The organism is Lampropedia hyalina DSM 16112, assembly GCF_900129055.1.
In the GTDB taxonomy this organism is placed as follows: domain Bacteria; phylum Pseudomonadota; class Gammaproteobacteria; order Burkholderiales; family Burkholderiaceae_C; genus Lampropedia; species Lampropedia hyalina.
The window spans coordinates 102,913-125,447 of sequence record NZ_FQUZ01000008.1; the positions used below are offsets into that span (position 1 = coordinate 102,913).

Sequence of the window (22,535 nt, forward strand, 5' to 3'; positions counted from 1 at the left end):
GCGTTGCCCCGCCAAGCCCTGCCGCTGTGCTCAGGGCTTGGTGTACTGCACGAAGATTTCGTTGGGCTTGATCATGCCCAGTTCCTGGCGGGCGATTTCTTCCATCTTGTCCTGGCCTTCGCGCAGGTCGGCAATGTCGGAGGCCAGCCGCTCGTTGTCCTGGCGCATCAGTTCATTGGAGGCCTTTTGCACCTGGATTTCCTCGCGCATGGTCTGGACATTGAGCAGGTTGCCCCGCCCGAACCAGATCTGGTACTGAAACCAGCCGATCAGTGCCAGCAGCATGAGCGCGGCAATGTGCCGCCAGCGTATCCGCAGCCTGGTGCCAGACCGCCGGGGCCGGGATTGGGACGACGGCTCCTGCGTACCAGCGGCCGAGGCATCGTCGAGAGAGGCTTGCGAGAGCAGGGTCAAGGGAGGGCCGTTCTGTGCGTCGGGTGGAAGAAATGGTGGGCAGTGAATCCATCGGCAGCGGCAGGCGACGGGTGCCATCGCCATGCCGCAGGGTTGTGCCGCCGGAATCAGCGCAGATTGTAGAAGGCGTTCAGGCCGGGGTAGTAGGCCACTTCGCCCAGGTCTTCCTCGATGCGCAGCAACTGGTTGTATTTGGCCATGCGGTCGGAGCGCGAGAGCGAGCCGGTCTTGATCTGGCCCGCGTTCGTGCCCACGGCAATGTCGGCAATCGTGCTGTCTTCGGTCTCGCCGGAGCGGTGGCTGATGACGGCGGTGTAGCCGGCGCGCTTGGCCATTTCGATGGCGGCAAAGGTTTCCGTCAGCGTACCGATCTGGTTGATCTTGATGAGGATGGAGTTGCCGATGCCCTTGTCGATGCCTTCCTTGAGGATGGCGGTGTTGGTGACGAACAGGTCGTCGCCGACCAGTTGCACCTTCTTGCCCAGGCGTTCGGTGAGGACTTTCCAGCCATCCCAGTCGCCTTCGGCCATGCCGTCCTCGATGCTGATGATCGGGTATTTGTCACACCAGGCTTCCAGCATGTCGGTCCATTGGGCAGCCGACAGTTGCAGGCCACCCTCGCCGTGCAGCGTGTAGATGCCATCCTTGAAGAATTCGCTGGAAGCACAGTCCAGACCCAGTGCGATCTGCGTGCCCGCCGTGTAGCCCGCTGCTTCAATCGCTTGCAGGATGAGCTGGATGGCTGCTTCGTGGTTTTCCACGCTGGGCGCGAAACCGCCTTCGTCTCCCACGGCGGTGCTCATGCCTTGGTCGTGGATGATTTTCTTCAGGGCATGGAATACTTCCGCACCCCAGCGCAGGGCTTCGCGGAAAGTGGGCGCGCCCACCGGAATAATCATGAACTCCTGCAAGTCCAGGCTGTTGTTGGCGTGCGCGCCACCGTTGATGACGTTCATCATCGGCACGGGCAGGGTCACGCCACCCATGCCACCGAAGTAGCGGTACAGCGGCAGGCCGGATTCCTCGGCAGCAGCGCGTGCCACCGCCATCGACACAGCCAGCAGTGCGTTCGCGCCCAGGCGGGATTTGTTGTCGGTGCCGTCCAGCTCGATCAAGGTGCGATCCAGCAGGGCCTGCTCCGAGGCATCCAGCCCCAGCACGGTTTCGGCGATTTCGGTGTTGATATGCTCCACGGCCTTCAGCACGCCCTTGCCCAGGTAACGGCTCTTGTCGCCGTCGCGCAGCTCGATGGCCTCGCGCACGCCGGTGGATGCGCCAGAGGGCACGGCCGCACGGCCCATCACGCCCGATTCCAGCAGGACATCACATTCCACAGTGGGGTTGCCACGGCTGTCCAGCACTTCGCGGCCCACGATATCGACGATTGCACTCATTGGTTTTTTCCTTTCGTTTTTTCAGAATCAGTACGGTTGCCCGTTGAGTTCGATTTTCTGCACCCGGTAGCTCTCGGTCTCTCCGGTGAGGGCTTTGAGCACGGCTCCCCGGTAGACCCACTCGGTGCGCTCATTGATGGTGAACTTGCAGGCAGTGAATTCGCCTGCCGGAACCGAGATTTTCTCGTCGCCCAGGTAGCGGGCGGTGACTTTGCTCTCGATATGCCGGTCGTATTCATAGGGGGAGACATTCTGCTGGATGTGCACGTTGCCGGTCTGGGTGTACTCCAGCGTTTCATCCTTTTTCAGCAGCCGCAGGCTATCCCGATAAGCCGGTGTATAGACCGTGGTGCTGCGCGACCAAGCCAGTGCCTGGCCACTTTCATAGGTACTGCCATACACGGTATGGGATTGATCTTCGTGAGGGCGCATGAACAGATGGCGCGTGTAGTTGCCCCATCCCATGGTAAAGAAGGCTTGGCGAACGACTTTTTCCTCGATTTGCTTCAAGCCCGTTTCCCCGGCGAATTCGGCATTGTCGCTGAGGGTCTGGATGGTTTTCGTGAAGACGTTCACGGAAGCGTCCTGCTGGGGGTCTTGGTAGGTCACCACCAGAGTGTTGCCCGGCGTGTGCAGCGCATCGTCGAAACAGTGTGCGGCAGTGTCGTCCAGTGCCGGCGCGTCATTGCCGCCGCAGCCAGCCAGAGCAGCCACGGCCAGCAGGAACAGGCAGGAGAGTCGGATGGGGGATGGAATCGAAGTTTTCATGGCATTGCCTTTCATGCAGGGGTTGAAACACCATGATACTTTTGTTTCCATCGGGCGCGAAATAGGACTGGCAGTATTTTGCAGCGTTTCCCTAAGGCTTTCTGTTTCAGAAGGCACGGAACTGGTCTTCCAGAAAGCCATTTTTCTTCGTCACGCGATCGAGTTCCAGCAGGCTCTCCAGCAGTGCCCGCATGTGGTGCAGCGGCACGGCATTGGGGCCATCGGACAGGGCATTTTTAGGGTCTGGGTGGGTTTCCATGAACAGGCCTGCCACGCCCACCGCCACGGCGGCGCGTGCCAGCACCGGCACCATCTCGCGCTGGCCACCGCTGCTGGTGCCTTGGCCGCCGGGCAGTTGCACGGAGTGGGTGGCATCGAAGACCACGGGGGCCTGGGTTTCGCGCAGGATGGCCAGGCTGCGCATGTCGCTAACCAGGTTGTTGTAACCAAAGCTGGCACCGCGTTCGCAGGCCATGAAGCGGTCTTCCGACAGGCCCGCCTCGCGTGCAGCGGCACGGGCCTTGTCGATGACGTTCTTCATGTCATGCGGAGCGAGAAACTGGCCTTTCTTGATGTTCACGGGTTTGCCCGACTGCGCTACGGCGCGGATGAAGTCGGTCTGGCGGCACAGAAATGCAGGGGTTTGCAGCACATCGACCACCGCAGCGACCTGGGGAATTTCCGCCTCGGTGTGGACATCGGTGAGCAGCGGAACCTGCAAGGTCTGGCCGACCTTGGCCAGAATTTCCAGCCCCTTGTCCATGCCCGGCCCCCGGAAGCTGCTGCCCGAGGAGCGGTTGGCCTTGTCGTAGCTGCTCTTGAAGATGAACGGAATGCCCAGCGTGCGGGTGATTTCCTGAAGCTGACCGGCCACGTCCATCTGCAACTGTTCGGACTCGACCACGCAAGGGCCTGCAATCAGGAAGAAGGGCCTGTCCAGGCCAATGTCGAATCCACAGAGTTTCATGAAGCGGCCTTCGCAGTGCGGGAGGTTTTGGAGGCAGGAGCGGCCTGCCGGTGCTTTTGCAGGGCGGCCTCGATGAAGGCGTTGAACAGCGGATGCCCGGCCCAGGGGGTGGACTTGAACTCGGGGTGGAACTGCACGCCGATGAACCATGGATGGACTTCCTGCGGCAGCTCGACGATTTCGGTGAGCTGTTCGCGCTGTGTCAGTGCGGAGATGACCAGACCGGCTTCGCGCAGTTGATCGAGGTAGCGCACATTGGCCTCGTAGCGGTGGCGGTGGCGTTCGGTCACAGTGTCGCCGTAGATGCGGTGTGCCAGCGTGCCGGGCTGCACGTCGGAGGTCTGCGCCCCCAGGCGCATGGTGCCGCCCAGGTCGGACTGCGCATCGCGCGTCTGGATGGTGCCGTCGGCATCCTTCCATTCGTCGATCAGCGCGATCACGGGTTCCGGCGTGGCCGGATCGAACTCGGTGCTGTTGGCGTGCGGCAGGTTGGCAACGTGGCGGGCGTATTCGATAGTCGCCACCTGCATGCCCAGGCAAATGCCCAGGTACGGGGTTTTCTGCTCCCGCGCAAAACGCGCCGCACAAATCTTGCCTTCCACGCCGCGCGAACCAAAGCCGCCGGGCACCAGAATGCCATCGTACTGCGCCAGCGTGGCCAGCACGGCACGGTCGCTGAGGGTTTCCGAGTCGATGTAGGTGATGTTCACCTGCACATGATTGACCAGCCCGGCATGGCGCAGGGCTTCGTTCACCGATTTGTAGCTGTCGGACAGTTCCACGTACTTGCCGACCATCGCGATGTTCACCTCGCCTTGCGGGTGCTCGGTGCGCCAGACCAGATCGTCCCAGCGTTTCAGGCGTGCCGGAGGAGTGTTCAGGCGCAGCTTGTCGCAGATCAGCCCGTCCAGCCCCTGCTCGTGCAGCAGGCGCGGCACCTTGTAGATGCTGTCCACGTCGGGCATGGAAATCACGCCCCATTCGGGCACGTTGGTGAACAGCGAAATCTTCGCTTTCTCGTCGGCTGGAATCACGCGGTCGGCACGGCACAGCAGCGCGTCGGGCTGGATGCCAATCTCGCGCAGCTTCTGCACCGTGTGCTGGGTGGGCTTGGTCTTGAGTTCACCGGCCGCACCAATCCACGGCACATAGGTCAGGTGCACGAATGCGGTGTTGTTCGGCCCGGCGCGCAGGCTGAACTGGCGCACGGCTTCCAGGAAGGGCAGGGACTCGATATCGCCCACCGTGCCACCGACTTCGGCAATCGCCACGTCCACCGCATCATCGGTGCCGATGCCTGCGCCGCGCTTGATGTATTCCTGAATCTCGTTGGTGATGTGGGGAATCACCTGCACAGTCTTGCCCAGGTAATCGCCGCGCCGCTCCTTCTCCAGCACCGACTGATAGATGCGGCCCGTGGTGAAGTTGTTGGACTGCTTCATGCGCGTTTCAATGAAACGCTCATAGTGCCCCAGGTCCAGGTCGGTTTCTGCCCCATCATCGGTGACGAACACCTCGCCGTGCTGGAACGGTGACATGGTGCCGGGATCGACGTTGATATACGGATCGAGCTTGATGAGGGTGACTTTGAGGCCGCGCGATTCCAGAATTGCGGCCAGGGAGGCGGCAGCAATGCCCTTGCCCAGGGACGAAACCACACCGCCAGTAACGAAGACAAATTTGGTCATGCCATTTTGTGAAATGGGTGAAGAGGAAACCGCCTGCCAGGGGAGGGTGGCGATCCTCTGAAATCCAGACATTTCCAGACTTGCCGTCACCACCTCGGCACAGGCCGTACGGCATGGCCCCGACAGGCAAGCCCCGCTGGATGAAAGCACGCGATTTTACCCCGACATTCCATGCGCCGGTACCGCTGCCCGGTGAACGCGCGCGGCGATTGTGTGGCAATAGGTTGCCCGGCTTCAGTTTCAGCCCAGTGCCCGTGCCAGTCGGCTCACGCCTTCGATGATCCTGTCTTCCGCCACGGTGGCATAGCTCATGCGGAAGGTGGCGGTATCGGGTGCGCTGGCGTAGAACGGCGTGCCGGGCACGACCGCCACGCCTTGCGCAATGGCGCGCTGCACGAAGGCGGCAGCATCCGTGCTGGTGCCGTTGGCTCCGGTCAGGCGTGCCCAGATGAACATGCCCCCCTGGGGCTGGGTGAAGGCCAGCGCGTTGCCCAGTTCACGGCGCAGGCATTCGCCCATCAGCGTGGCGCGGCGGGCGTAGGTCTGCTGCACCTGGCGCAGGGTTGCGGTCTGCCGTCCCGTTTGCCAATACTCGCTGGTGCTCACCTGTGCCAGCATGCTGGAGTTGGCATCGCTGAATTGCTTGCACATCACGGCATTGGCCAGCAATGCAGCGGGAGCGACCAGCCAGCCCAGGCGCAGGCCGGGCGAAAGGGTCTTGCTGAAGCTGCCGCAATAAGCCAGGTAATCGCGGCTTCCGGCCACTTCGGTACTCAAGGCCAGCAGGCTGGGCGGCGGCGGGGCATCGAAGTACAGTTCGCCATAGGGATTGTCTTCCACCACCAGCACCTGGTGCGCGGCGGCCAGTTCCAGCACCTTGCGCCGCCGCTCCAGCGGCAACAAGGCCCCGCTGGGGTTGCCGAAGGTGGGAATCAGATAGACCAGCCGGGGCTGGTGCTCCACGATGAGCCGCTCCAGCGCGTCGGTCTGCACACCATGCTCGTCGATGGGCACGGAAATCACCTCCGCGCCATACAGGCGGAAACACTGGATGGTGGCCAGGAACGTCGGGCCTTCCACCAGCACCTTGTCACCGGGCGAAAGCATGATCTTGCCCAGCAGATCGAGTGCCTGCTGGCTGCCGGTGGTGACGATCAAATCCTGCGGCTGCACCTGTGCCCCTTCGGTCTGCATGTGGCGGGCGATCTGTTCGCGCAGTGGCTGGTAGCCTTCGGTCGGGCCGTATTGCAGGGCGGCTGCCGGGTGTTGCTCGATGGCGCGACGCGTGGCTTGGGCAATGCCGGTGGCATCGAACAGGCTGGCATCGGGAAATCCGCCCGCAAAGCTGATGATGCCAGGGCGGCCCAGCAGCTTGAAGATTTCACGAATGGCAGAGGTTTCGACATTTTGCAGGCGTTGTGCAAATTGCATGGCAGTTCCTTGAAGCAGGGGTGGGGCGGAGACACAAAGCCTGCCAGTTTAATCAATATGGCATGCCCCAGGGCGTGTCTCGTCCATCAAATTAGCAGGGCGATCGCACTATGTCAGAAGCATCCGATACGCACCTATTTCTGCCAAACGCAAACGCCACTACCCCGTCATGCCGCGTTGAGCACGGCATGACGCTGTGAGTGGGCTTCACCATCACACAATCCGACTAACGAATGGAACCCCTTGTGCGCGTCTTTCATCAGGGTTTGCAGCCAGCAAACGAAGGCTGCGTCAATGACCGTTTGTAGTCACGCCGTCCACAGCCCTTTACCGAGACATCATTGACCCAGGCCCCAAACAGGGTATGGGTGGAAATGAGAGACAGGCAAGTCCGCTTGAGCGCAGGCGGCGAACACTGCGCGAGCTACAAAGCATATGATCGGCGTGTCCGGTAGGCGTCACTGCACGATACCAAGGTGCGCCAGAACGCGGGCGCGCTGTTCCCTTGGCAGGCAGTAGCCCATTGTGGCGTCATACAGCGCAAGCAGAGGTAGGAGCGCTTGCAATAAAGCTGCCTCGGTCGCCGAGTGGCCGAACTCGCATTGGATGGAGAATGTGTTCTCGTTGTCAATTTCGTTCTCGTAGTATAGGGACAGCTTTTCGAAAGCTGTGGCCTTCCGTGCCCGATCGACGTTGTCGAACACACAAGACGTGGAGAACGTACCTTTCGAAGCGAGAACAAGTTGCTCTACCAGGTAGCGATGCTCCCTGAGCAGGTCGTGGAAACGAGTACGCTCAAATTCACCCCAAATCTGAAAATCGATCGACAGGAGTGGTCGCCGAACAAACTGGCTCGCGGGGTAGCCGCGACACAAGGTGATCGATACCTCCAAGCCTGTAGCATCTGTCCCCTTCGGGTCTTCTGGACGGGGCGGACGGCGACGCATCTTTGTGAAGTAACCAGACTGTGGCCGAAAGCGAAACTCGGCGACAGTCGTCGTAGGTTGCCTGGTGACCAAGTACTCTTGCTTCGACTCCTTGAAGATGCGCTTCGGGATAGCAATGGAAGCCGTTGCGAGAAGTGCTTCAACGACGCTGCATAGCTCTATACTGAACTGGTGGGTCAGTTCCGGCCAGGTGGCGGAGTCGGCATGTAGCAACTCCGGCGGGAATGCTTGTTCGAGTTGAATAAGAAGGGCTTTGAGCATCGGTCGAGTTGCGCAGTGATGTTTGTGACACTTAACGAATGAAAGGGCCCTCCCCATCCCAAGCGATACAAGCAACAGTATCGCAAAAGCACCATCATCGTGTCCAGCCGGGGAGTACATGCACACAGGGCAATCGGGTGAAGATTTCCGTCATTCCGGGCTTGACCCGGAATCCAGTTATGCCGCATCCAATGGCAGCAACGGCCTATACAGGAACGGCCCCGCCACCTGGATTGCCGCCTGCGCGGGAATGACGGCTCTGGAGTGAAAAGGGCCAAAGCGTCCTCCAGACACGAAATCATGCGTTCATGACCTTATGCCCGAGAAGGGGGGCATTCACCCGATTGCCCTGTACACGCACTCACCCGATTCACTTTGCAGCAGGAGGGGGAAAGAAAATGGCAATTATCACCGTAGGAATCGACCTGGCCAAGAACATCTTTGCCGTGCATGGCATCAATGCCGCAGGCAAATCCGAATTGGTACGCCCCAGCGTCAGTCGCGCCAAACTGCTCGACCTTCTTGCCAGCCTGCCACCTTGCCTGGTTGGCATGGAGGCATGTTCCGGTGCCCATCAAGAGCGAAGAACAGCAAGGCCAGCTCACGGTGCATCGCGCACGGTAAGCCGTAAGATCACAGTTCTAGGCTGTTGGAAATCGTGATTCGACCAGCCTCTTGCCAACGCATGGCCAGTGGTACAGTGCGCCTTTGCTTTTGCTTGGGGAGCCATCAGGATGAATATGTTTGTGGGTTTGCTGGCCCTGTTGCTGGGGTTTCACTGGGTGCGCAGCCAGTACCAGAAGCAACACATGGCTTTGCTGGGCGGGCATCTGGGTCGCTTTCAGGTGGAAAAGCACATGCAGACCCTGCACGAGGGGTATCTGCGGGCACTGCGCGAAGACAGCGAGGTGCGTCGCCAGCAAATCTGGGAGCTGTTCGCCGCTACCGAGCACGCGCTGGCTGCGCAGTTTCGCCAGGTGGCCGATGGACTGGCCAAGGAAGCCGAGGCAAACACCCGCATCAGCAAGCTGCCGCTGTGTGTGCCGTATCTGGAGCGTTTCCTGCCCGCTGCCACGCGCGACTTTCGGGAACTGATGCAGATTCATGCTGCTGGGTTTGACACCGTGGTGCGCAACACCGCCCAGTTGAATCCACAGGAGCGCGCCTACCAGCTTTCCGCCGAGCTGTTGCTGATGCAGCACAGTTGCCACTGGTTCTGCAAATCGCGCAACCTTGCCAACGCCCGCCTGATGGCCCGCCACAAGGTCACGCACGAGAAGGTGCTGGAATCCGTTTCACCGCAAACCCGCCAGAAATATCGGGCGTGGTTGCAGGGCTGAGACGCGGGCCAGCCTATGCCGCCGCATTCAACCCGGCATGGATGGCCTTGAGGGTTTCTTCCGGGGCTTCGGTCATCAGGTTGTGGCCGACGTTCAGTTGCTCCACGCGCACGCTCAGGCCTGCATCCTGGGCGATGCGCGCCAATGCCTGACCGGACTTGGCCGGAGTCATCTGGTCGTGTGTGCCGAGGATGAACAGCACGGGGGCTTTCACCTGGGTGATGGCGGTGGCGGCGTTGCTGTAGCGGTCGCAGGCCGTGAAGCCCTTGTGGAAGACGTTTTCGTGCGGATTGCTGCGCAGTACGCGGCGGTTCAGGGCCATGCCCAGCCCATACACCCAGGTGCCGGGGCCAAGGCCAGAGGGCGGGGCGGCCAGGGTGTTGCGCGAGAACACGTTCACCAGGTGCATGGCTTTTTCCGGGGCGTTCTGTGACATCTCCAGCAGGGCTGGCGAGACTTTCATGGGCGCGGCAGTGCCGATCAGGATGAGGTGGCTCACGCGCGTGCCCAGACGGGAGGCCGCTTCCAGTGCGATCAGTGAGCCCCAACTGTGCCCGGCCAGCGCGGCGCGTTCGATGCCCAGTGCAGCCAGCAGGGCGATGATGGCTTCGGCGGCTTCTTCCACGCTGGCCGGGGCCGTGCCCTTGCTGCGGCTGTGGCCGGGCAGGTCGATGGCCAGCACGTTCCAGCCGTGGTTGGCCAGGTGGCGGCTCTGCAAGGCCCAGACGCTGTGGTCGTTGAGGACACCATGAATCAGCACGATGGTGGGCTGTGCCGAGTTGAAGGGCTTGCCGCCGGTGTAGGCGTACAGTTCGTGCCCGTGGACGGAAACTTGCATCATGCACCTGCCTTTCCTGCGGCTTTTTCGGCGGCCTTGAGTGCGCGCTTGAGGTCGTCGATCAGATCATCGGCATCTTCCAGGCCAATGGACAGGCGGATGGTGCCCTGCCCGATGCCTGCTCCGGCCAGGGCTTCGTCGCTCATGCGGAAGTGGGTGGTGCTGGCGGGATGGATGACCAGGCTGCGGCAGTCGCCCACGTTGGCCAGGTGGCTGAAGATTTTCAGGGCTTCGATGAATGCCTTGCCCTGGGCGCGGTTGCCCTTGATGTCGAAGCTGAACACCGAGGCAACGCCGCGTGGCAGCAGCTTTTGTGCCAGTTGGTGGCTGGGGTGCGACTCCAGCAGCGGGTGGCCAACGCAGCTGACCAGTGGGTGGCTGGCGAGGAATTCCACCACTTTCTCGGTGTTGCGAATGTGCTGCTGCATGCGCAGTGGCAGGGTTTCGATGCCTTGCAGAATCAGCCAGGCACTGTGCGGACTCAGGCACGCGCCAAAGTCGCGCAGTCCTTCGCGGCGGGCGCGCAGCAGGAAGGCCCCGGCGGTGGCTTCCTCGCTGAAGACCATGTTGTGAAAACCGTCGTAGGGTTGGCTGAGTTCGGCGAATTTCCCGCTGGCATCCCAGTCGAAGCTGCCGCCATCGACCACCACGCCGCCAATGACCGTGCCGTGGCCGGAGAGGAACTTGGTGGCGGAGTGGTAAACGATGTCTGCACCCAGCGACAGCGGCTGCATCAGGTAGGGTGTGGTGAAGGTGGAATCGACCAGCAGCGGCACACCGGCATCGTGGGCGATTTGCGCCACGGTGGGAATGTCCAGCACGTCCAGACCGGGGTTGCCGACGGTCTCGCCAAACAGCAGCCTGGTGTTGGGGCGGATGGCGTTGCGCCAGCCGTCGATGTCGCCGGGATGCACGAAGGTGGTGTCGATGCCGAAACGCCGCATCGTGTAGTGCAGCAGGTTCTGCGAGCCGCCGTAGATGGCGGTGCTGGCGACGATGTGCGAACCCGCTCCCATCAGCGTGGCAATGCTCAGGTGCAGCGCGGCCTGGCCGCTGGCGGTGGCAATGGCTCCCACGCCGCCTTCCAGCGCGGCCATGCGCTGCTCGAACACGGCGTTGGTGGGGTTGCTGATGCGGGAATAGACGTGGCCACCGCGTTCCAGGTTGAACAGCGAGGCAGCCTGATCCGAGGATTCGAAGACGAACGAGGTTGTCAGGTGAATCGGAACGGCGCGCGCGCCGGTGGCCGGGTCGGGGGCTGCACCGGCGTGCAGCGCGAGGGTGTCGAAGCCGGGGTCTGAATGGCCGGGCATGGTGAAAATCTCCTTGAATCGGTGCAAATCCGGGTGATTGCGCGTGGTGTGGCGCGCATTGTCGGCTATATTTTGCACGGATTGTCACCCGGCCCCGCCGACGGCGCGGCACAGAACCATACAGGAGAGCCACCGATGAAAGTCAGCGATATTCTCAGAATCAAGGGCAACACCCTCTACACCGTCCACGCCGATCAGCCCCTGCTGGAAGCCGTCACCGCCATGGCCGAGAAAGACATCGGCTCCCTGATCGTGGTGGAGTTTGGCGAGGTTGTCGGCATCCTGACCTTTCGGGAGGTCATTCAGGCGATTGTGCAGGCAGGCGGCCAACTGGAAAACGTCAGTTCCGTGCGCTCGGTGATGGATCGGGAGCCGATGAGCTGCACGCCCGAAACCTCGCTGGACGAGGTGCGCCGCATGATGCTGGAGAAACACGCCCGCTACCTGCCGGTGCTGGAAAACAAGATTCTGATGGGCGTCATCAGCTTCTACGATGTCGCCAAGACCGTGGTGGACAGCCAGAACCTGGAAAACAAGCTGCTCAAGGCCTACATCCGCGACTGGCCCGAAGAAGGCACGGCCCCCTGACACGGCAGGCATCCGCAGCAGATAACCGGCACAGCCCATGAGGGTTTTTCGGCCTGCCTGTGGGGCTGCCGGTGAAATACACGACAATCAATCGTGCCTTCCGTCCTGTGGTATGTTGCATGAAACTGCACATGCCACCATCCGGCAGGCATTGCAGAATTCTCTTTGTCCAACCCACCATCGAACTCCAAAGGAAAAAAATGAGCTACACACTGCCCGCATTGCCTTATGCCTACGATGCCCTGGAGCCGCATATCGATGCGCAAACCATGGAAATCCACCACACCAAGCACCACCAGACCTACATCAACAATCTGGTGGCCGCAGTCAAGGGAACCGAGTTTGACGGCAAGGCAGCCGAGGAGCTGATCGTCGATCTGAACCAACTGCCCGAGAACATCCGCACTGCCGTGCGCAACAACGGCGGTGGCCACGCCAACCATAGCCTGTTCTGGACGGTGCTGGCTCCTGCCGGTCAAGGTGGCGGTGGTCTGCCTGAGGGCGACCTGGCCGCTGCCATTGAGCGCGACCTGGGCGGCTTTGAGCAATTCAAGGACGCCTTCACCAAGGCGGCACTGACGCGCTTTGGCAGCGGCTGGGCCTGGCTGTCCACCGACAAGAGCGGCAAGCTGCTGGTGGAAAGCTCCGCCAACCAGGACAGCCCGCTGAACCAGGGCATCGGCTCCGGCAATGCCCCGATCCTGGGTCTGGACGTGTGGGAACACGCCTACTACCTGAAATACCAGAACCGTCGCCCCGAGTACATCGGCGCGTTCTTCAATGTGGTGAACTGGGCCGAAGTGGCCCGCCGCTACCAGGAAGCCACTGGCAAGTAATCCGAACCGCGCACCGGGAATGCGGCCACAGCATTCCCTTGTGATCGAAAAGCCGCATTTCCTTTCGAGGAATGCGGCTTTTTCTTTTCATTCGGCCTGTTCGATGGCTCCCTGAATGTTGTCCACGGTGACGGGGGTGTGGGCGAAGAAGATTTCGGGTGCGGCTCCATATTTCTCGGTGACGGTGGCACGCCATTCGTCGGTGTAGCAGGCATCGGCATCCGCTCTGGATTGCCAGAAGTAAATGCCGCCGGCCCGACGGCCATCTTCGGCGATGTAGTAATGCTTGCGCAGCAGTCCGGGTCTGTGCAGGTATTTGGGGGCGGTGGACTCGAACACGGCTTGCGCCTGCGCGACGCTCCAGGGTTGGGTGAGTGAGAAGGTGACGATGCTGACCAGCATGGAATGGCCTTTCTGAAGCAACAGGAAGAATGAATACGGCTGTGCGTGGCCATGCTGCATGGGGAAATGCAGCATGGCCACGCAGGCATTGCCGGGTGGATGACAGGATTATCCGACGGTCTGGCCGACGCGGGCCATGATACCGCCCGCCGTCATGTGGCTGTGGCGCAAGGCTTGCCAGTGGTCGAGGGCGTTCTGGCAGGCCTGTCTCTGGGATGGCGTCAGGATATTGCCGTTGTCCCAGATGCCCACCTGCAAGGCGCGCTGGAAGTGTTGCACCACGGCCGTGGGCAGTTCATGGATGCGTTGCTGGTAGCGTGTCGGGCGATGCCTGCCGCACAGAGGTCGAGCGGTGGATGATGCCGGGTGTGTCATGCGGCTTTCTTTCCGGTGATGGATGTGATGCGCCCTGTGTCGGAGTGCTGCTGGAGCAGCGGGCTGGCGAAACGCTCATCCAGCGGGTTGCGCAAGCCTACGGCCTCGCTGATGGTGTTCAGGCCATCTTTCTTCAGGTACTTCACCAACCCCTGGTTGATTTCGGCCATCACCTGCGGGCCATCGAAGATCATGCCGGTAATCATCTGGCACAGGTGTGCGCCTGAGGTGATTTTCTCGTAGGCATCGCGGGCGGTGAAGATGCCGCCGACGGCAATCAGGGTGATTTTGCCCTGGGCACGCTGGTGGATGTGGCGCACGAGGTTGGTGGCGATTTTCTGCAGCGGCAGGCCGCTCATGGCTCCCTTCGGGTAGGGCACTTCATCCTTGAACACTTCCGGGTTGTCGCGTGGCTTGGTCAGGTTGGCCAGCACCATGCCGTCGATTTTGTAGCGCAACACGGTATCGACGATGCTGTTCACTTCGTCGATGCTCATGTCGGCGGCAATCTTGACGTACACCGGTTTGTTGGGCACCCGTTCGCGGTTGATGGCCTCGAAGAGCTTGCCGAGGTTGTCGGGATCGGCAAAGGGTTCGCCGTCCTGCGTGTTGGGGCAGGAGATGTTGATCGTGTAGTAATCGCCAATGTCGCGGAAGGCGCGGTAGGTGGTCATGTAGTCGGCAATCGAGCGGTCGATGTCGAAGCAGTCGGTGTTGTTGGTCTTGGCCGCCGAGATGCCAATGGGCAGTTTGAATCGGGCCTTGGCCAGACGCTGGGCAATGCGCTCGGCTCCCTGGTTGTTCAGGCCGTACCAGACCAGGATGGATTTGGACTTTTTCAGCCGCCACAGCCGCCGTCCGGGGTTGCCAGGGCAGACCTGGCCGGTGAAGGAGCCGAGTTCCGCAAAACCGAAGCTGATGCAGGGGTACATCTTGGTGAGTTCGCCATCCTTGTCGAAACCGGCAGACAGTCCAATCGGGTTGTCGTACTGGATGCCATCGACCACGGTGTTCAGACGCTGGTTCCGGTAGCTGAACAGCAGGCGGGAGATGCCTCGGAACAGGAAGTTGGACGACATGAATTTACCCAGGCTCTTGAGCTTGTCGTGCGCGTCTTCCGGCTCCCACAGGAAGACCAATGGCTTGGCAATGAAGCGGTAGGACAGGCGCAGGACGAAGTTGCGTGTGCTGTAGATGATGTTCATGATTGTGTTCTTTCTTGGATTGGCAGGCCGCAGCCTGCAAGGGAGTGGATGCACAGGGCGGGATGAATGGCATTTCCTACGGCGGAACAGGACTGCCCCGGCTGTGGCGCGCAATGGTCTCGGGCGTGCGCACCTGTGCGCGGTGCCGGGCCAGACTCTGGCGACACAGGGCGGCTTGCTCCAGACAGGCTGGCGGGGCTGGCCGTGACAGCTCCTGTGACTCGCCCAGCAGGCCCAGCAGCCATGTTTCGTGCTGTGTCAGCCGTGGGTGATCCAGCAGGTGGGCAGCCATGACATGGTCGGCTCCGCATGCCCGGAAAAACCGGAACAGGTGCGCCAGAAGTTCCAGCAGCCGGTCGTGGTGCAGCAGTCCGGCCAGCCGGTGTTCGGCCAGCACAGGGGCAGTAGGGTCGAATTGCCAGCAGCGGAATGCCCAGAGGATGAAAGCTTCGTCATCGTTCAAGTCCTGAAAGCCCAGGCCGCTCCACTGTGCCTGCGGCTGGACATGGCCCCGCAAGGCATTTGCGGCAGGCAGGTGGGAGCCATCGGGCAAAGCGGGGCGGTTCATGGGAAAAGATTGGGGCGTGCCCGCATCATTCACGGTGGGTGGTGATGCGCCCGAAGGTGCTCTTGGTGCCCCAGATGCCACGGCGCAGGCATTCGAGCTGCACGATCTGGCTGTGATCGACGAACAGGTTCACATCGATGCCGTAGTTCTTGATGTACCACTGGAACACCTGCGGATCGGCGGCCTCGAACATGACGTTTTCCATGCCCACCTGCTTCATGATCTTGGCGGCCACGTCGGTGCGCCACGGATCGGCGTTTTCGGTGATGCCTTCGGATTCGATCATGATGATGCTGGCTCCGGCATTCAGGCACTCATTGGCGGTGTCGATCAGAATCTGTGGGTCGCGCGTGCCTTCGGCTTCCAGCTCGGCCTTGCTGGTGTCGCCGCCCGCGCCGAACTGGATGCCGATCTCGGGCTTGGGCTTCAGGCCCGCTTTCTTCACTTTTTCGATCAGACGCAGCAGATCGGGGACGGGTAACTGGATGAAGCCGGTGGAGAGTTCGATCATGTCGAATTCCAGGCTCTTGACTTCGGCGATGTAGTCGTCAATGTGTCCGGGGGCACGCGAGAGCAGATTCTCGATCCAGCCGCCGGTGGAGACATACACGCCGTGGTCGTGACAGATGCGGTTGAGTTTTCGGACGTAGTCCGCAGGCATCAGGGAAAAGGAGCCACCCGCATACTTGAAACCATCGACATGTTCGCCCACGCCTTCGAGCAGTTCCCTGGTGTAGGTGGGTGTGACCATCGCATAGTAGGGGCCACGGATTTCGGTGATGGATTTGTCGCGCGGCTTGTGGTCGCGCTCGTTCATCGGTACATAGGGGAAGGAGCGGTTTTTCCAGATTTCCGATTTTTCCTTGCTCATGCTGATCTCCTTGGAGGAAAGGCGAGTCGGACGAGCACACCCGACCCGCTGCATGCCGTGGCATGCGGGTGAAAAAACAGGGGAAGCAATCCGGGCAGCGGCGCAGGTACTGCCGGGAGGGTGATGTCAGGCCTTCAGGTCGGCCAGGATGGCGGTGAGTTCGCTCACCCGGATATGCTCCAGGTTGCGCACCGCATCGACGATCTGGTCGCGTACCTTCTCGCTGGTGAAGGGCGTGGCCAGGCCGGTGAACTTGGCAATCACCGTCTCCCAGCCCATCGGTCGGGTGTGGAAGCCCTCGTAGTCGGTTTTGGTGATCCGGTGCTGCGAGCCGTCCTTGAGCGTAAAGGTCAGCGTGGTGACGACTTCGCCGGGGAAGCGGTCGGTGTATTCCTGCTTCGGCCTGACCTTCACGCGGTGCAGCAAATCCTGCACGTCGGCGCGGACAATGCGTTCCTGCTCGTACTGCGCGGGCAGCACGTTGCCATCCAGCAGGGCCACGGCCACCATGTATTGCAGCGAGTGGTCGGCTTCTTCCTTGTTGCGGATGATGGTTTTGTCGCCTTCCTCGCCGCCGCCGATGATGTGGTAGGCCACATCGAAAATCTCGATGTCCAGACGTTCGATGTCACTGCCGTTGAACCCTTTTGCGGCCTGCAACTCGATCGCGCCCTCGATGCTGGACTGGGAGTGAATCTCGGCGTTGTAGCGTTTGATGATGGACTTGCGCACGTTCTCCAGGTCTTCCTTGCGCCAGTCGATCTCGAACGGCCCGGCAATCGCCTCCTTGAAACCCTTGTTGCCCTCGAACACTTCAGCCGGGCCGGTGATGCCACGGTAGGCCAGGAATGCGGCATGTGTGCCAATGAACGCGGTGTGCGGGTAGGCCAGCCCCTTCCAGTGTGACAGCGCGCCGGTGCGGGTGACACGCAGCGCATTGTTGCTGGTGCCGGAGATGGCGATGGCATTGGCGGTCTTGACGGCATCCAGCCCCAGTGCACGGGCCACGCCTGCCGCTACGGCATAGGCTCCCTGCACGGTGTGGTCGAAGCCCTTGGCACGCACGGGGGCTACGTCGCACAGCCGCCCCTGCACCTGATAGGCCACGGCCAGTGCGGAGAGAAGCACATCACCGTCCTGGTTCGCATATTCGGCAGCGGCCAGCACCGCGCCCAGGTTGTCGCTCTGGTGGCAGGTCTCGCCTTTGGCGAGGTAGCTGTCCATGAAGTCGAGGTAGCGCACCAGTGCGCCGTTGTAGAAGGCGGCACGATCCGGTGCGGTCTTGCCGCCACCAATCAGCGTACACAGCGGGTTACCGCCAAAATCCTCCTGATGGGTGCGGATGTAGCCAATCGGCTTCCCATCCAGCGCGCCGATGGCGACACCGATGCTGTCGAGAATGCGCTTTTTGAGTTCTTCGCGTGCGGCATCCGACATGTTGCGATGGTCGGCGGATGCGACGAATTCGGCGAGTTGGGCAACTTCGGTTGCCTGGTGAGCGGGAGCGGCATGTGCCATGAACGAACCTCCTGAGAAGGGGTGGAAAAAACCGTGTTCAATGGCTGGATGCGCACGCCGCGCATTGGCTGTCTAGTCGGGATGATCTGGTTCGTGGGAAAAATTATGTATCGGGCGAGGCAGATCATACCTCTGCATTAATAATAATTCTCAACATCAACGAAGAGGATATGGTTACTGCCATCGAGATGGTAGCACTCGCCAAACCGGATGGCTTTTACAGCATCTGCCGCAGGAATGCCTGACTGCGCGGGTGGCGCGGGTTGGCAAAGAACTCGTGTGAAGGGGCCTGCTCCACCAACTGGCCTTCATCCATGAACACGACGCGGCTGGCCACTTCGCGTGCGAAGCCCATTTCGTGCGTCACCACCAGCATGGTCATGTGCTCCTGTGCCAGCTCGCGCATGGTGCGCAGCACCTCCACCGTCAGCTCTGGGTCGAGGGCCGAAGTGGGTTCATCGAACAGCATGATGTCCGGCTCCATCGCCAGTGCCCGGGCAATCGCCACGCGCTGTTTCTGTCCACCAGAGAGGCGGGCCGGGTAGTTGTCGCGCTTGTTCAGCAGCCCGACCTTGCGCAGCAGGGTTTCTGCTTTGGCGGTGGCCGCTTCACGGGCAACGCCTTGCACCTGCACCGGGGCTTCGATGATGTTTTGCAGCACCGTCATGTGCGGGAACAGGTTGAAGGACTGGAACACCATGCCCATGTGGCGGCAGATGCGGCGCGCTTCGCGCTCGGGTGCATAGACACTGTGCCCACCGGCCTGCGCCGTGGCCAGCATCTCACCACAGATGGCGATGCTGCCTTCGTCGATGGTTTCCAAATGGTTGAGACAGCGCAGGAAGGTGCTTTTGCCGGAGCCGGATGGGCCGATCACGGCCACCACTTCGCCCTTGTGCAATTGCAGCGATACATTGCGCAGCACGCGCTGGGAGCCGAAGCTCTTGCCAATGCCTTGTGCATCGATCACCACTGTGGCTGCATGGGCGGGTTGCGGCTCATTCGTCGTAGCGGGCATAGTGTTTCTCCACGCGCTGGAAGCCCCAGGTCAGGATCAGGGTCATGATGAGGTAGAAGCCGGCGGCCACGATGAATGGTGTGGTGCTGAAATCGCGTTGCACGATGCCTCGCGCGGCACGCAGCAGGTCATTGAGGGCCAGCACATAGATCAGCGAGGTGTCTTTCACCAGCGTGATGGTTTCGTTGCTCATGGGCGGCAGAATGCGGCGCACCATCTGCGGCAGCACGATGCGCCGCATGGTCTGCGGGTAGCTCATGCCCAGCACCTTCGCACCTTCGTACTGGCCCCGGTCGATGGACTGGATACCTGCGCGAAAGATTTCGGCAAAGTAGGCCGCGTAGTTGAGGGCAAATGCCACGACCGCCGCCGGAAAATCCGGCAGCCGTACACCGATGACGGGCACGAAGGGCAGGGCGAAGTAGATGAACAGCATTTGCAGCATCAGCGGCGTGCCGCGCATCAGCCAGATGTAGCCATTGACCAGCCCGCTTAGCCAGCCCCAGCGCGAAAGCCGCCCCAGGGCCAGCAGCAGCCCCAATGGAATGGCCAGCACCAGTGTGATGGCAAACAGCCGCAGCGTGACTTGCGCCCCTTGCCACAAGGGAGGAAGAATGGAGAGAACGTAATCCATGCAGTCGGTTCTGCCTGTGAGGACGGCAGATGGCGTGATTGCAACAAAAAAACCAGCGGATTCATGACACCGCTGGTTTCACAGAACTGCCATTTTAGAACATCTTCGATCCCGATGGGCTTTCGGGTCGGAGCACTTGAGCGTTCCTGAGACACAGAGAAGGTCGCTGTGTGATGGGCAAAAAAAAAGCGCGTACGCGCTTTTTTTCCGTTTTTGATTGTTGAACGAACCGCTTTGTCTCCTTACCTTCCCGAACCGGGGCATTGGCATGCCCCGATCAAGTGTCAAAAGTATAAAGGGAATTGATCAGATACAAACCCGTGAATACCCTTATGCTGTAGAAGCATAATCATCAGCGTTTGTCAAACACGGAGTCATCTTCGGTGCGCTCCCGCGCACAGGAAATCGACATCAGCACCCCCAGGGCCAGTCCCAGCGTAATCATGGCGGTGCCGCCATAGCTGATGAAGGGCAGGGGTACTCCCACCACGGGCAGGATGCCTATCACCATGCCGATGTTCACAAAACTGTAGGTGAAGAAGATCATGCCCACCGCCGCTGCCATCAGTCGGTTGAAATGGGTCTGTGCCTGTGCTGCAATGATGAAGGATCGGTAGATGAGCAGCAGGAATCCCAGCAGCAGGGCCAGATTGCCCACCAGTCCGAATTCTTCGGAATAGGCTGCAAAAATGAAATCGGTGGTGCGTTCGGGGATGAATTCCAGGTGGGTCTGGGTGCCTGCCATGAAGCCTTTGCCCCACAGCCCGCCCGCACCAATCGCAATCATGCCCTGAATGATGTGAAAGCCGCTTCCCAGCGGATCCCTGTGCGGGTCCAGCAGGGTGCAGACGCGGGTTTTCTGGTAGTCATGCAGGACTACCCAGTCCACGCCATCCACGCACAGGCGCGGCTCGAACATGACGATCAGCACGATTCCGATGCCTGCCGCCAGTACCGGGGGCAGTATCAGTGCCCACGACAGTCCCGCAAAGAACAGCACCGACAAACCGGCAGCCAGCACCAGCAGCGAGGTCCCCAGATCGGGCTGGCGCAGAATCAGGGCCACGGGGATGGCCAGAATCGCCCCTGCAACCACAAAGTCCAGTGCCCGTATCTGGCCGGCGCGTTTCTCGAACCACCAGGCCAGCATCAGCGGCATGGCAATCTTCATCAGTTCGCTGGGCTGGATCACCATGCCCACGTTCAGCCAGCGTTGTGCGCCCTTGCGGGTAATGCCGACAAACTCCACGCCCAGCAGCAGCACCACACCCAGCACATACAGGGGCACGGCCAGTGCCATCAGCAGCCGGGGGGGCACCTGTGTCACTATCCACATGACCAATGCGGCCAGCAGCATATTGCGCCCGTGCATGGCAAAACGGCTGCCGTGGTCGAACCCGGCGGAATACATGGCCACCAGGCCCAGCCCTGCCATGAACAGCACGATGAGCAATAGCCAGCCATCGAAGCGCAACAGCAATGGCAGGGCCTGCGTGTACCAGGGGGGTCTGTTGAAGTCGAGCGGTGCGGCCATGAATGGGGGCAGGGACGGGCAAAAAGGTGAGCGAGAAGCTGTATTCAAACTGAAACAGCCGGTCAGTATAAAGGCAGGACTATCCCACCCTGCCATCGCCTGCCTTTCACCCAAAAGAACGTCCCATGAAAAAAACCTGTCATTTTCTCGCCCTGTTTTCTGCGGCGGCCGTCCTGACGGCCTGTAATGGTTCCGACGAAAACCCTGCTTTTCCCACGCTTACCGGTGAGCCGCCCTTGGTCATTGGACACCGGGGAGCCAGTGGCTACCTGCCCGACCACACGCTGGAGAGCTACCGCAGGGCCATCGAAATGGGGGCTGACTTCATCGAGCCGGATCTGGTGGTGACGCGCGATGGCCATCTGGTCAGCCGCCACGAACCCAATATCACCACCACCACCGATGTGGCCAGCCGTGCCGAATTTGCCAGCCGCAAGCGCAAGGCGATGGTGGACGGCGTGGAAGAAGAGGGCTGGTTCGCATCGGACTTCACACTTGCGGAAATACAGAAATTGCGTGCCGTGCAACCCATGTCGCAACGCGACCAGTCCCACAACGGACGCTACCAGATTCCCACCTTGCAGCAGGTGCTGGAGCTGGCACAGGAGGAGGGCCGCAAGCAGGGCCGCCAGATTGGTGTGTACATCGAAACCAAGCACCCCACCTACCATGTCAATCTGGGCCTGCGCATCGAAGACCGCCTGATTGCCGTGCTGCAACAGTATGGCTATACGCAGAAAAACCATCCGATCATTCTCCAGTCGTTCGAGGTGGGCAACCTCCAGTATCTGCGCACCCAAACCCAACTGCGGCTGGTGCAGTTGATGGATGGCAGCGACCAGAATCCCGATGGCAGCATCGACATGTCCCCGCCCTGGGGACAGCCCTATGACTTCGCCGTGGCAGGCGATTCCCGCAGTTATGTGGACATGCTCGCCCCGGCCCAGTTGCAGCAGATTCGCACCTATGCCGATGGCATCGGCCCCTGGAAAGCCCATATTGTCAGCAGCCGTCTGGTCGATCGCAACAACGATGGCCAGTGGGACGACCTGAATGGCGATGGCAAGATCGACCAGCGCGACCGCGTACTGTTGCCCGCCAGCACCGTGGTGCAGGATGCCCATGCCGCTGGCTTGTTCGTACACCCCTACACGTTCCGCAGCGATGCCCAGTATCTGGCATCCGATTTTGCTGGAGACCCTGCCAAGGAATACCAGTTGTTTTATGAACTGGGGGTGGATGCCGTGTTCAGCGACTTCCCCAACCATGCGATTGCGGCACGGCAGGCATTGACGCATTGACATCCTCTCCTGCCTAAAGGCAGGAGATTCCTCCAGCGAGACGGCAATGCCCTGCCGCGAGAATGTTGCGTGCTGCGTTCACGTCACGGTCGTGTGCCGCTCCACATTCGCTGCATGTCCATTCCCTTATTCCAAGACCTGCGATACCTTTGGGCCTCGACTGTGGCAACGCGCCACAAGCCGAACAGGTCTGGGTTGAATACGCTTCGTTCACTTCCTCAAAAACCACTCCGGCCTGATGGCACTTGTATTCCAAAGCGGTTTTCAGCGATGACCAGCCCGCGTCCAGCGTGGACTTGGCCATCCTGGTTTTGACCAGCTTCG

General features: G+C 60.9%; 23 protein-coding genes and 1 pseudogene. 5 read left to right on the forward strand and 19 right to left on the reverse strand.

Annotated elements, in window-relative coordinates; genetic code table 11:
* Positions 1 to 30: 30 nt before the first annotated feature.
* The 7 genes from BUE21_RS04955 to BUE21_RS04985 form a co-directional block, all read right to left on the reverse strand.
* The gene (locus BUE21_RS04955; RefSeq protein ID WP_327068405.1) at positions 31 to 414 is read right to left on the reverse strand and encodes a septum formation initiator family protein; all 384 of its coding nucleotides are present in this window, start codon (positions 412 to 414) and stop codon (positions 31 to 33) included.
* Between the two features lie 107 nt (positions 415 to 521).
* On the reverse strand, positions 522 to 1,808 hold the full coding sequence (gene eno, locus BUE21_RS04960) for a phosphopyruvate hydratase (RefSeq protein WP_073355279.1): 1,287 nt from the start codon (positions 1,806 to 1,808) through the stop codon (positions 522 to 524).
* Between the two features lie 27 nt (positions 1,809 to 1,835).
* Entirely contained in the window at positions 1,836 to 2,576 is a 741-nt protein-coding gene (locus BUE21_RS04965; protein WP_143164425.1) for a hypothetical protein, read from the reverse strand.
* Positions 2,577 to 2,682: 106 nt separating this feature from the next.
* A complete protein-coding gene (gene kdsA / locus BUE21_RS04970) occupies positions 2,683 to 3,543 on the reverse strand; it encodes a 3-deoxy-8-phosphooctulonate synthase (protein WP_073355285.1) in 861 nt (286 codons plus the stop codon).
* Entirely contained in the window at positions 3,540 to 5,231 is a 1,692-nt protein-coding gene (locus tag BUE21_RS04975) for a CTP synthase (RefSeq protein ID WP_073355287.1), read from the reverse strand. Before BUE21_RS04975 ends, kdsA begins: the two co-directional genes overlap by 4 nt.
* 240 nt (positions 5,232 to 5,471) lie before the next feature.
* On the reverse strand, positions 5,472 to 6,662 hold the full coding sequence (locus BUE21_RS04980; RefSeq protein WP_073355291.1) for an aminotransferase-like domain-containing protein: 1,191 nt from the start codon (positions 6,660 to 6,662) through the stop codon (positions 5,472 to 5,474).
* 458 nt (positions 6,663 to 7,120) lie between these two features.
* On the reverse strand, positions 7,121 to 7,870 hold the full coding sequence (locus BUE21_RS04985) for a hypothetical protein (RefSeq protein ID WP_143164426.1): 750 nt from the start codon (positions 7,868 to 7,870) through the stop codon (positions 7,121 to 7,123).
* A 398-nt stretch (positions 7,871 to 8,268) separates the two neighbouring features.
* Here BUE21_RS04985 and BUE21_RS04990 point away from each other — a divergent pair.
* Both BUE21_RS04990 and BUE21_RS04995 read left to right on the forward strand, forming a co-directional pair.
* Positions 8,269 to 8,457, forward strand: a pseudogene (locus BUE21_RS04990) (IS110 family transposase); the annotation flags it as partial.
* A gap of 147 nt (positions 8,458 to 8,604) precedes the next feature.
* Complete coding sequence (locus tag BUE21_RS04995) at positions 8,605 to 9,210, forward strand: hypothetical protein (RefSeq protein WP_073355297.1); 606 nt, start codon at positions 8,605 to 8,607, stop codon at positions 9,208 to 9,210.
* 13 nt (positions 9,211 to 9,223) lie between these two features.
* Here BUE21_RS04995 and BUE21_RS05000 read toward each other — a convergent pair whose 3' ends face one another.
* Together BUE21_RS05000 and BUE21_RS05005 are read right to left on the reverse strand one after the other, a co-directional pair.
* Entirely contained in the window at positions 9,224 to 10,048 is an 825-nt protein-coding gene (locus BUE21_RS05000) for an alpha/beta fold hydrolase (RefSeq protein ID WP_073355371.1), read from the reverse strand.
* Positions 10,048 to 11,361, reverse strand: coding sequence for an O-acetylhomoserine aminocarboxypropyltransferase (locus BUE21_RS05005; RefSeq protein ID WP_073355300.1), 1,314 nt, complete (start codon positions 11,359 to 11,361; stop codon positions 10,048 to 10,050). Before BUE21_RS05005 ends, BUE21_RS05000 begins: the two co-directional genes overlap by 1 nt.
* A gap of 135 nt (positions 11,362 to 11,496) precedes the next feature.
* Between BUE21_RS05005 and BUE21_RS05010 the strand changes: the two genes are divergently transcribed.
* Complete coding sequence (locus BUE21_RS05010; protein ID WP_073355373.1) at positions 11,497 to 11,949, forward strand: CBS domain-containing protein; 453 nt, start codon at positions 11,497 to 11,499, stop codon at positions 11,947 to 11,949.
* 200 nt (positions 11,950 to 12,149) lie between these two features.
* Complete coding sequence (locus BUE21_RS05015; RefSeq protein WP_073355301.1) at positions 12,150 to 12,785, forward strand: superoxide dismutase; 636 nt, start codon at positions 12,150 to 12,152, stop codon at positions 12,783 to 12,785.
* 87 nt (positions 12,786 to 12,872) lie between these two features.
* Here BUE21_RS05015 and BUE21_RS05020 read toward each other — a convergent pair whose 3' ends face one another.
* From BUE21_RS05020 to rodA, 9 genes are all read right to left on the reverse strand, one after another.
* Entirely contained in the window at positions 12,873 to 13,262 is a 390-nt protein-coding gene (locus tag BUE21_RS05020) for a YdhR family protein (protein ID WP_234971051.1), read from the reverse strand.
* Positions 13,263 to 13,295: 33 nt separating this feature from the next.
* Positions 13,296 to 13,562 (reverse strand): DUF1315 family protein, encoded by a 267-nt coding sequence (locus tag BUE21_RS05025; RefSeq protein ID WP_073355304.1) that lies wholly within the window; start codon positions 13,560 to 13,562, stop codon positions 13,296 to 13,298.
* Complete coding sequence (locus BUE21_RS05030; protein ID WP_073355307.1) at positions 13,559 to 14,767, reverse strand: quinone-dependent dihydroorotate dehydrogenase; 1,209 nt, start codon at positions 14,765 to 14,767, stop codon at positions 13,559 to 13,561. The genes BUE21_RS05025 and BUE21_RS05030 overlap by 4 nt, the downstream gene beginning before the upstream one ends.
* Positions 14,768 to 14,843: 76 nt before the next feature.
* Complete coding sequence (locus BUE21_RS05035) at positions 14,844 to 15,335, reverse strand: hypothetical protein (RefSeq protein WP_073355309.1); 492 nt, start codon at positions 15,333 to 15,335, stop codon at positions 14,844 to 14,846.
* A 25-nt stretch (positions 15,336 to 15,360) separates the two neighbouring features.
* Entirely contained in the window at positions 15,361 to 16,206 is an 846-nt protein-coding gene (locus BUE21_RS05040) for a phosphosulfolactate synthase (RefSeq protein WP_073355311.1), read from the reverse strand.
* A 126-nt stretch (positions 16,207 to 16,332) separates the two neighbouring features.
* On the reverse strand, positions 16,333 to 17,724 hold the full coding sequence (locus BUE21_RS05045; protein WP_073355314.1) for an MmgE/PrpD family protein: 1,392 nt from the start codon (positions 17,722 to 17,724) through the stop codon (positions 16,333 to 16,335).
* 217 nt (positions 17,725 to 17,941) lie between these two features.
* On the reverse strand, positions 17,942 to 18,694 hold the full coding sequence (locus BUE21_RS05050) for an amino acid ABC transporter ATP-binding protein (protein WP_073355378.1): 753 nt from the start codon (positions 18,692 to 18,694) through the stop codon (positions 17,942 to 17,944).
* 28 nt (positions 18,695 to 18,722) lie between these two features.
* Complete coding sequence (locus BUE21_RS05055; RefSeq protein WP_073355317.1) at positions 18,723 to 19,376, reverse strand: amino acid ABC transporter permease; 654 nt, start codon at positions 19,374 to 19,376, stop codon at positions 18,723 to 18,725.
* Positions 19,377 to 19,728: 352 nt separating this feature from the next.
* Positions 19,729 to 20,910 carry a rod shape-determining protein RodA gene (rodA, locus tag BUE21_RS05060; protein WP_073355321.1) on the reverse strand — a complete coding sequence of 394 codons (1,182 nt, stop codon included), beginning with the start codon at positions 20,908 to 20,910 and terminating at the stop codon, positions 19,729 to 19,731.
* A gap of 125 nt (positions 20,911 to 21,035) precedes the next feature.
* On the opposite strand from rodA, the gene BUE21_RS05065 reads away from it, so the two are divergent.
* Positions 21,036 to 22,211 carry a glycerophosphodiester phosphodiesterase gene (locus BUE21_RS05065; protein ID WP_073355322.1) on the forward strand — a complete coding sequence of 392 codons (1,176 nt, stop codon included), beginning with the start codon at positions 21,036 to 21,038 and terminating at the stop codon, positions 22,209 to 22,211.
* A 13-nt stretch (positions 22,212 to 22,224) separates the two neighbouring features.
* On the opposite strand, the gene BUE21_RS05070 is transcribed toward BUE21_RS05065, so the two are convergent.
* Positions 22,225 to 22,535: RNA-guided endonuclease InsQ/TnpB family protein (locus tag BUE21_RS05070; protein ID WP_234971052.1), on the reverse strand; the 311-nt coding region annotated here is incomplete at its 5' end.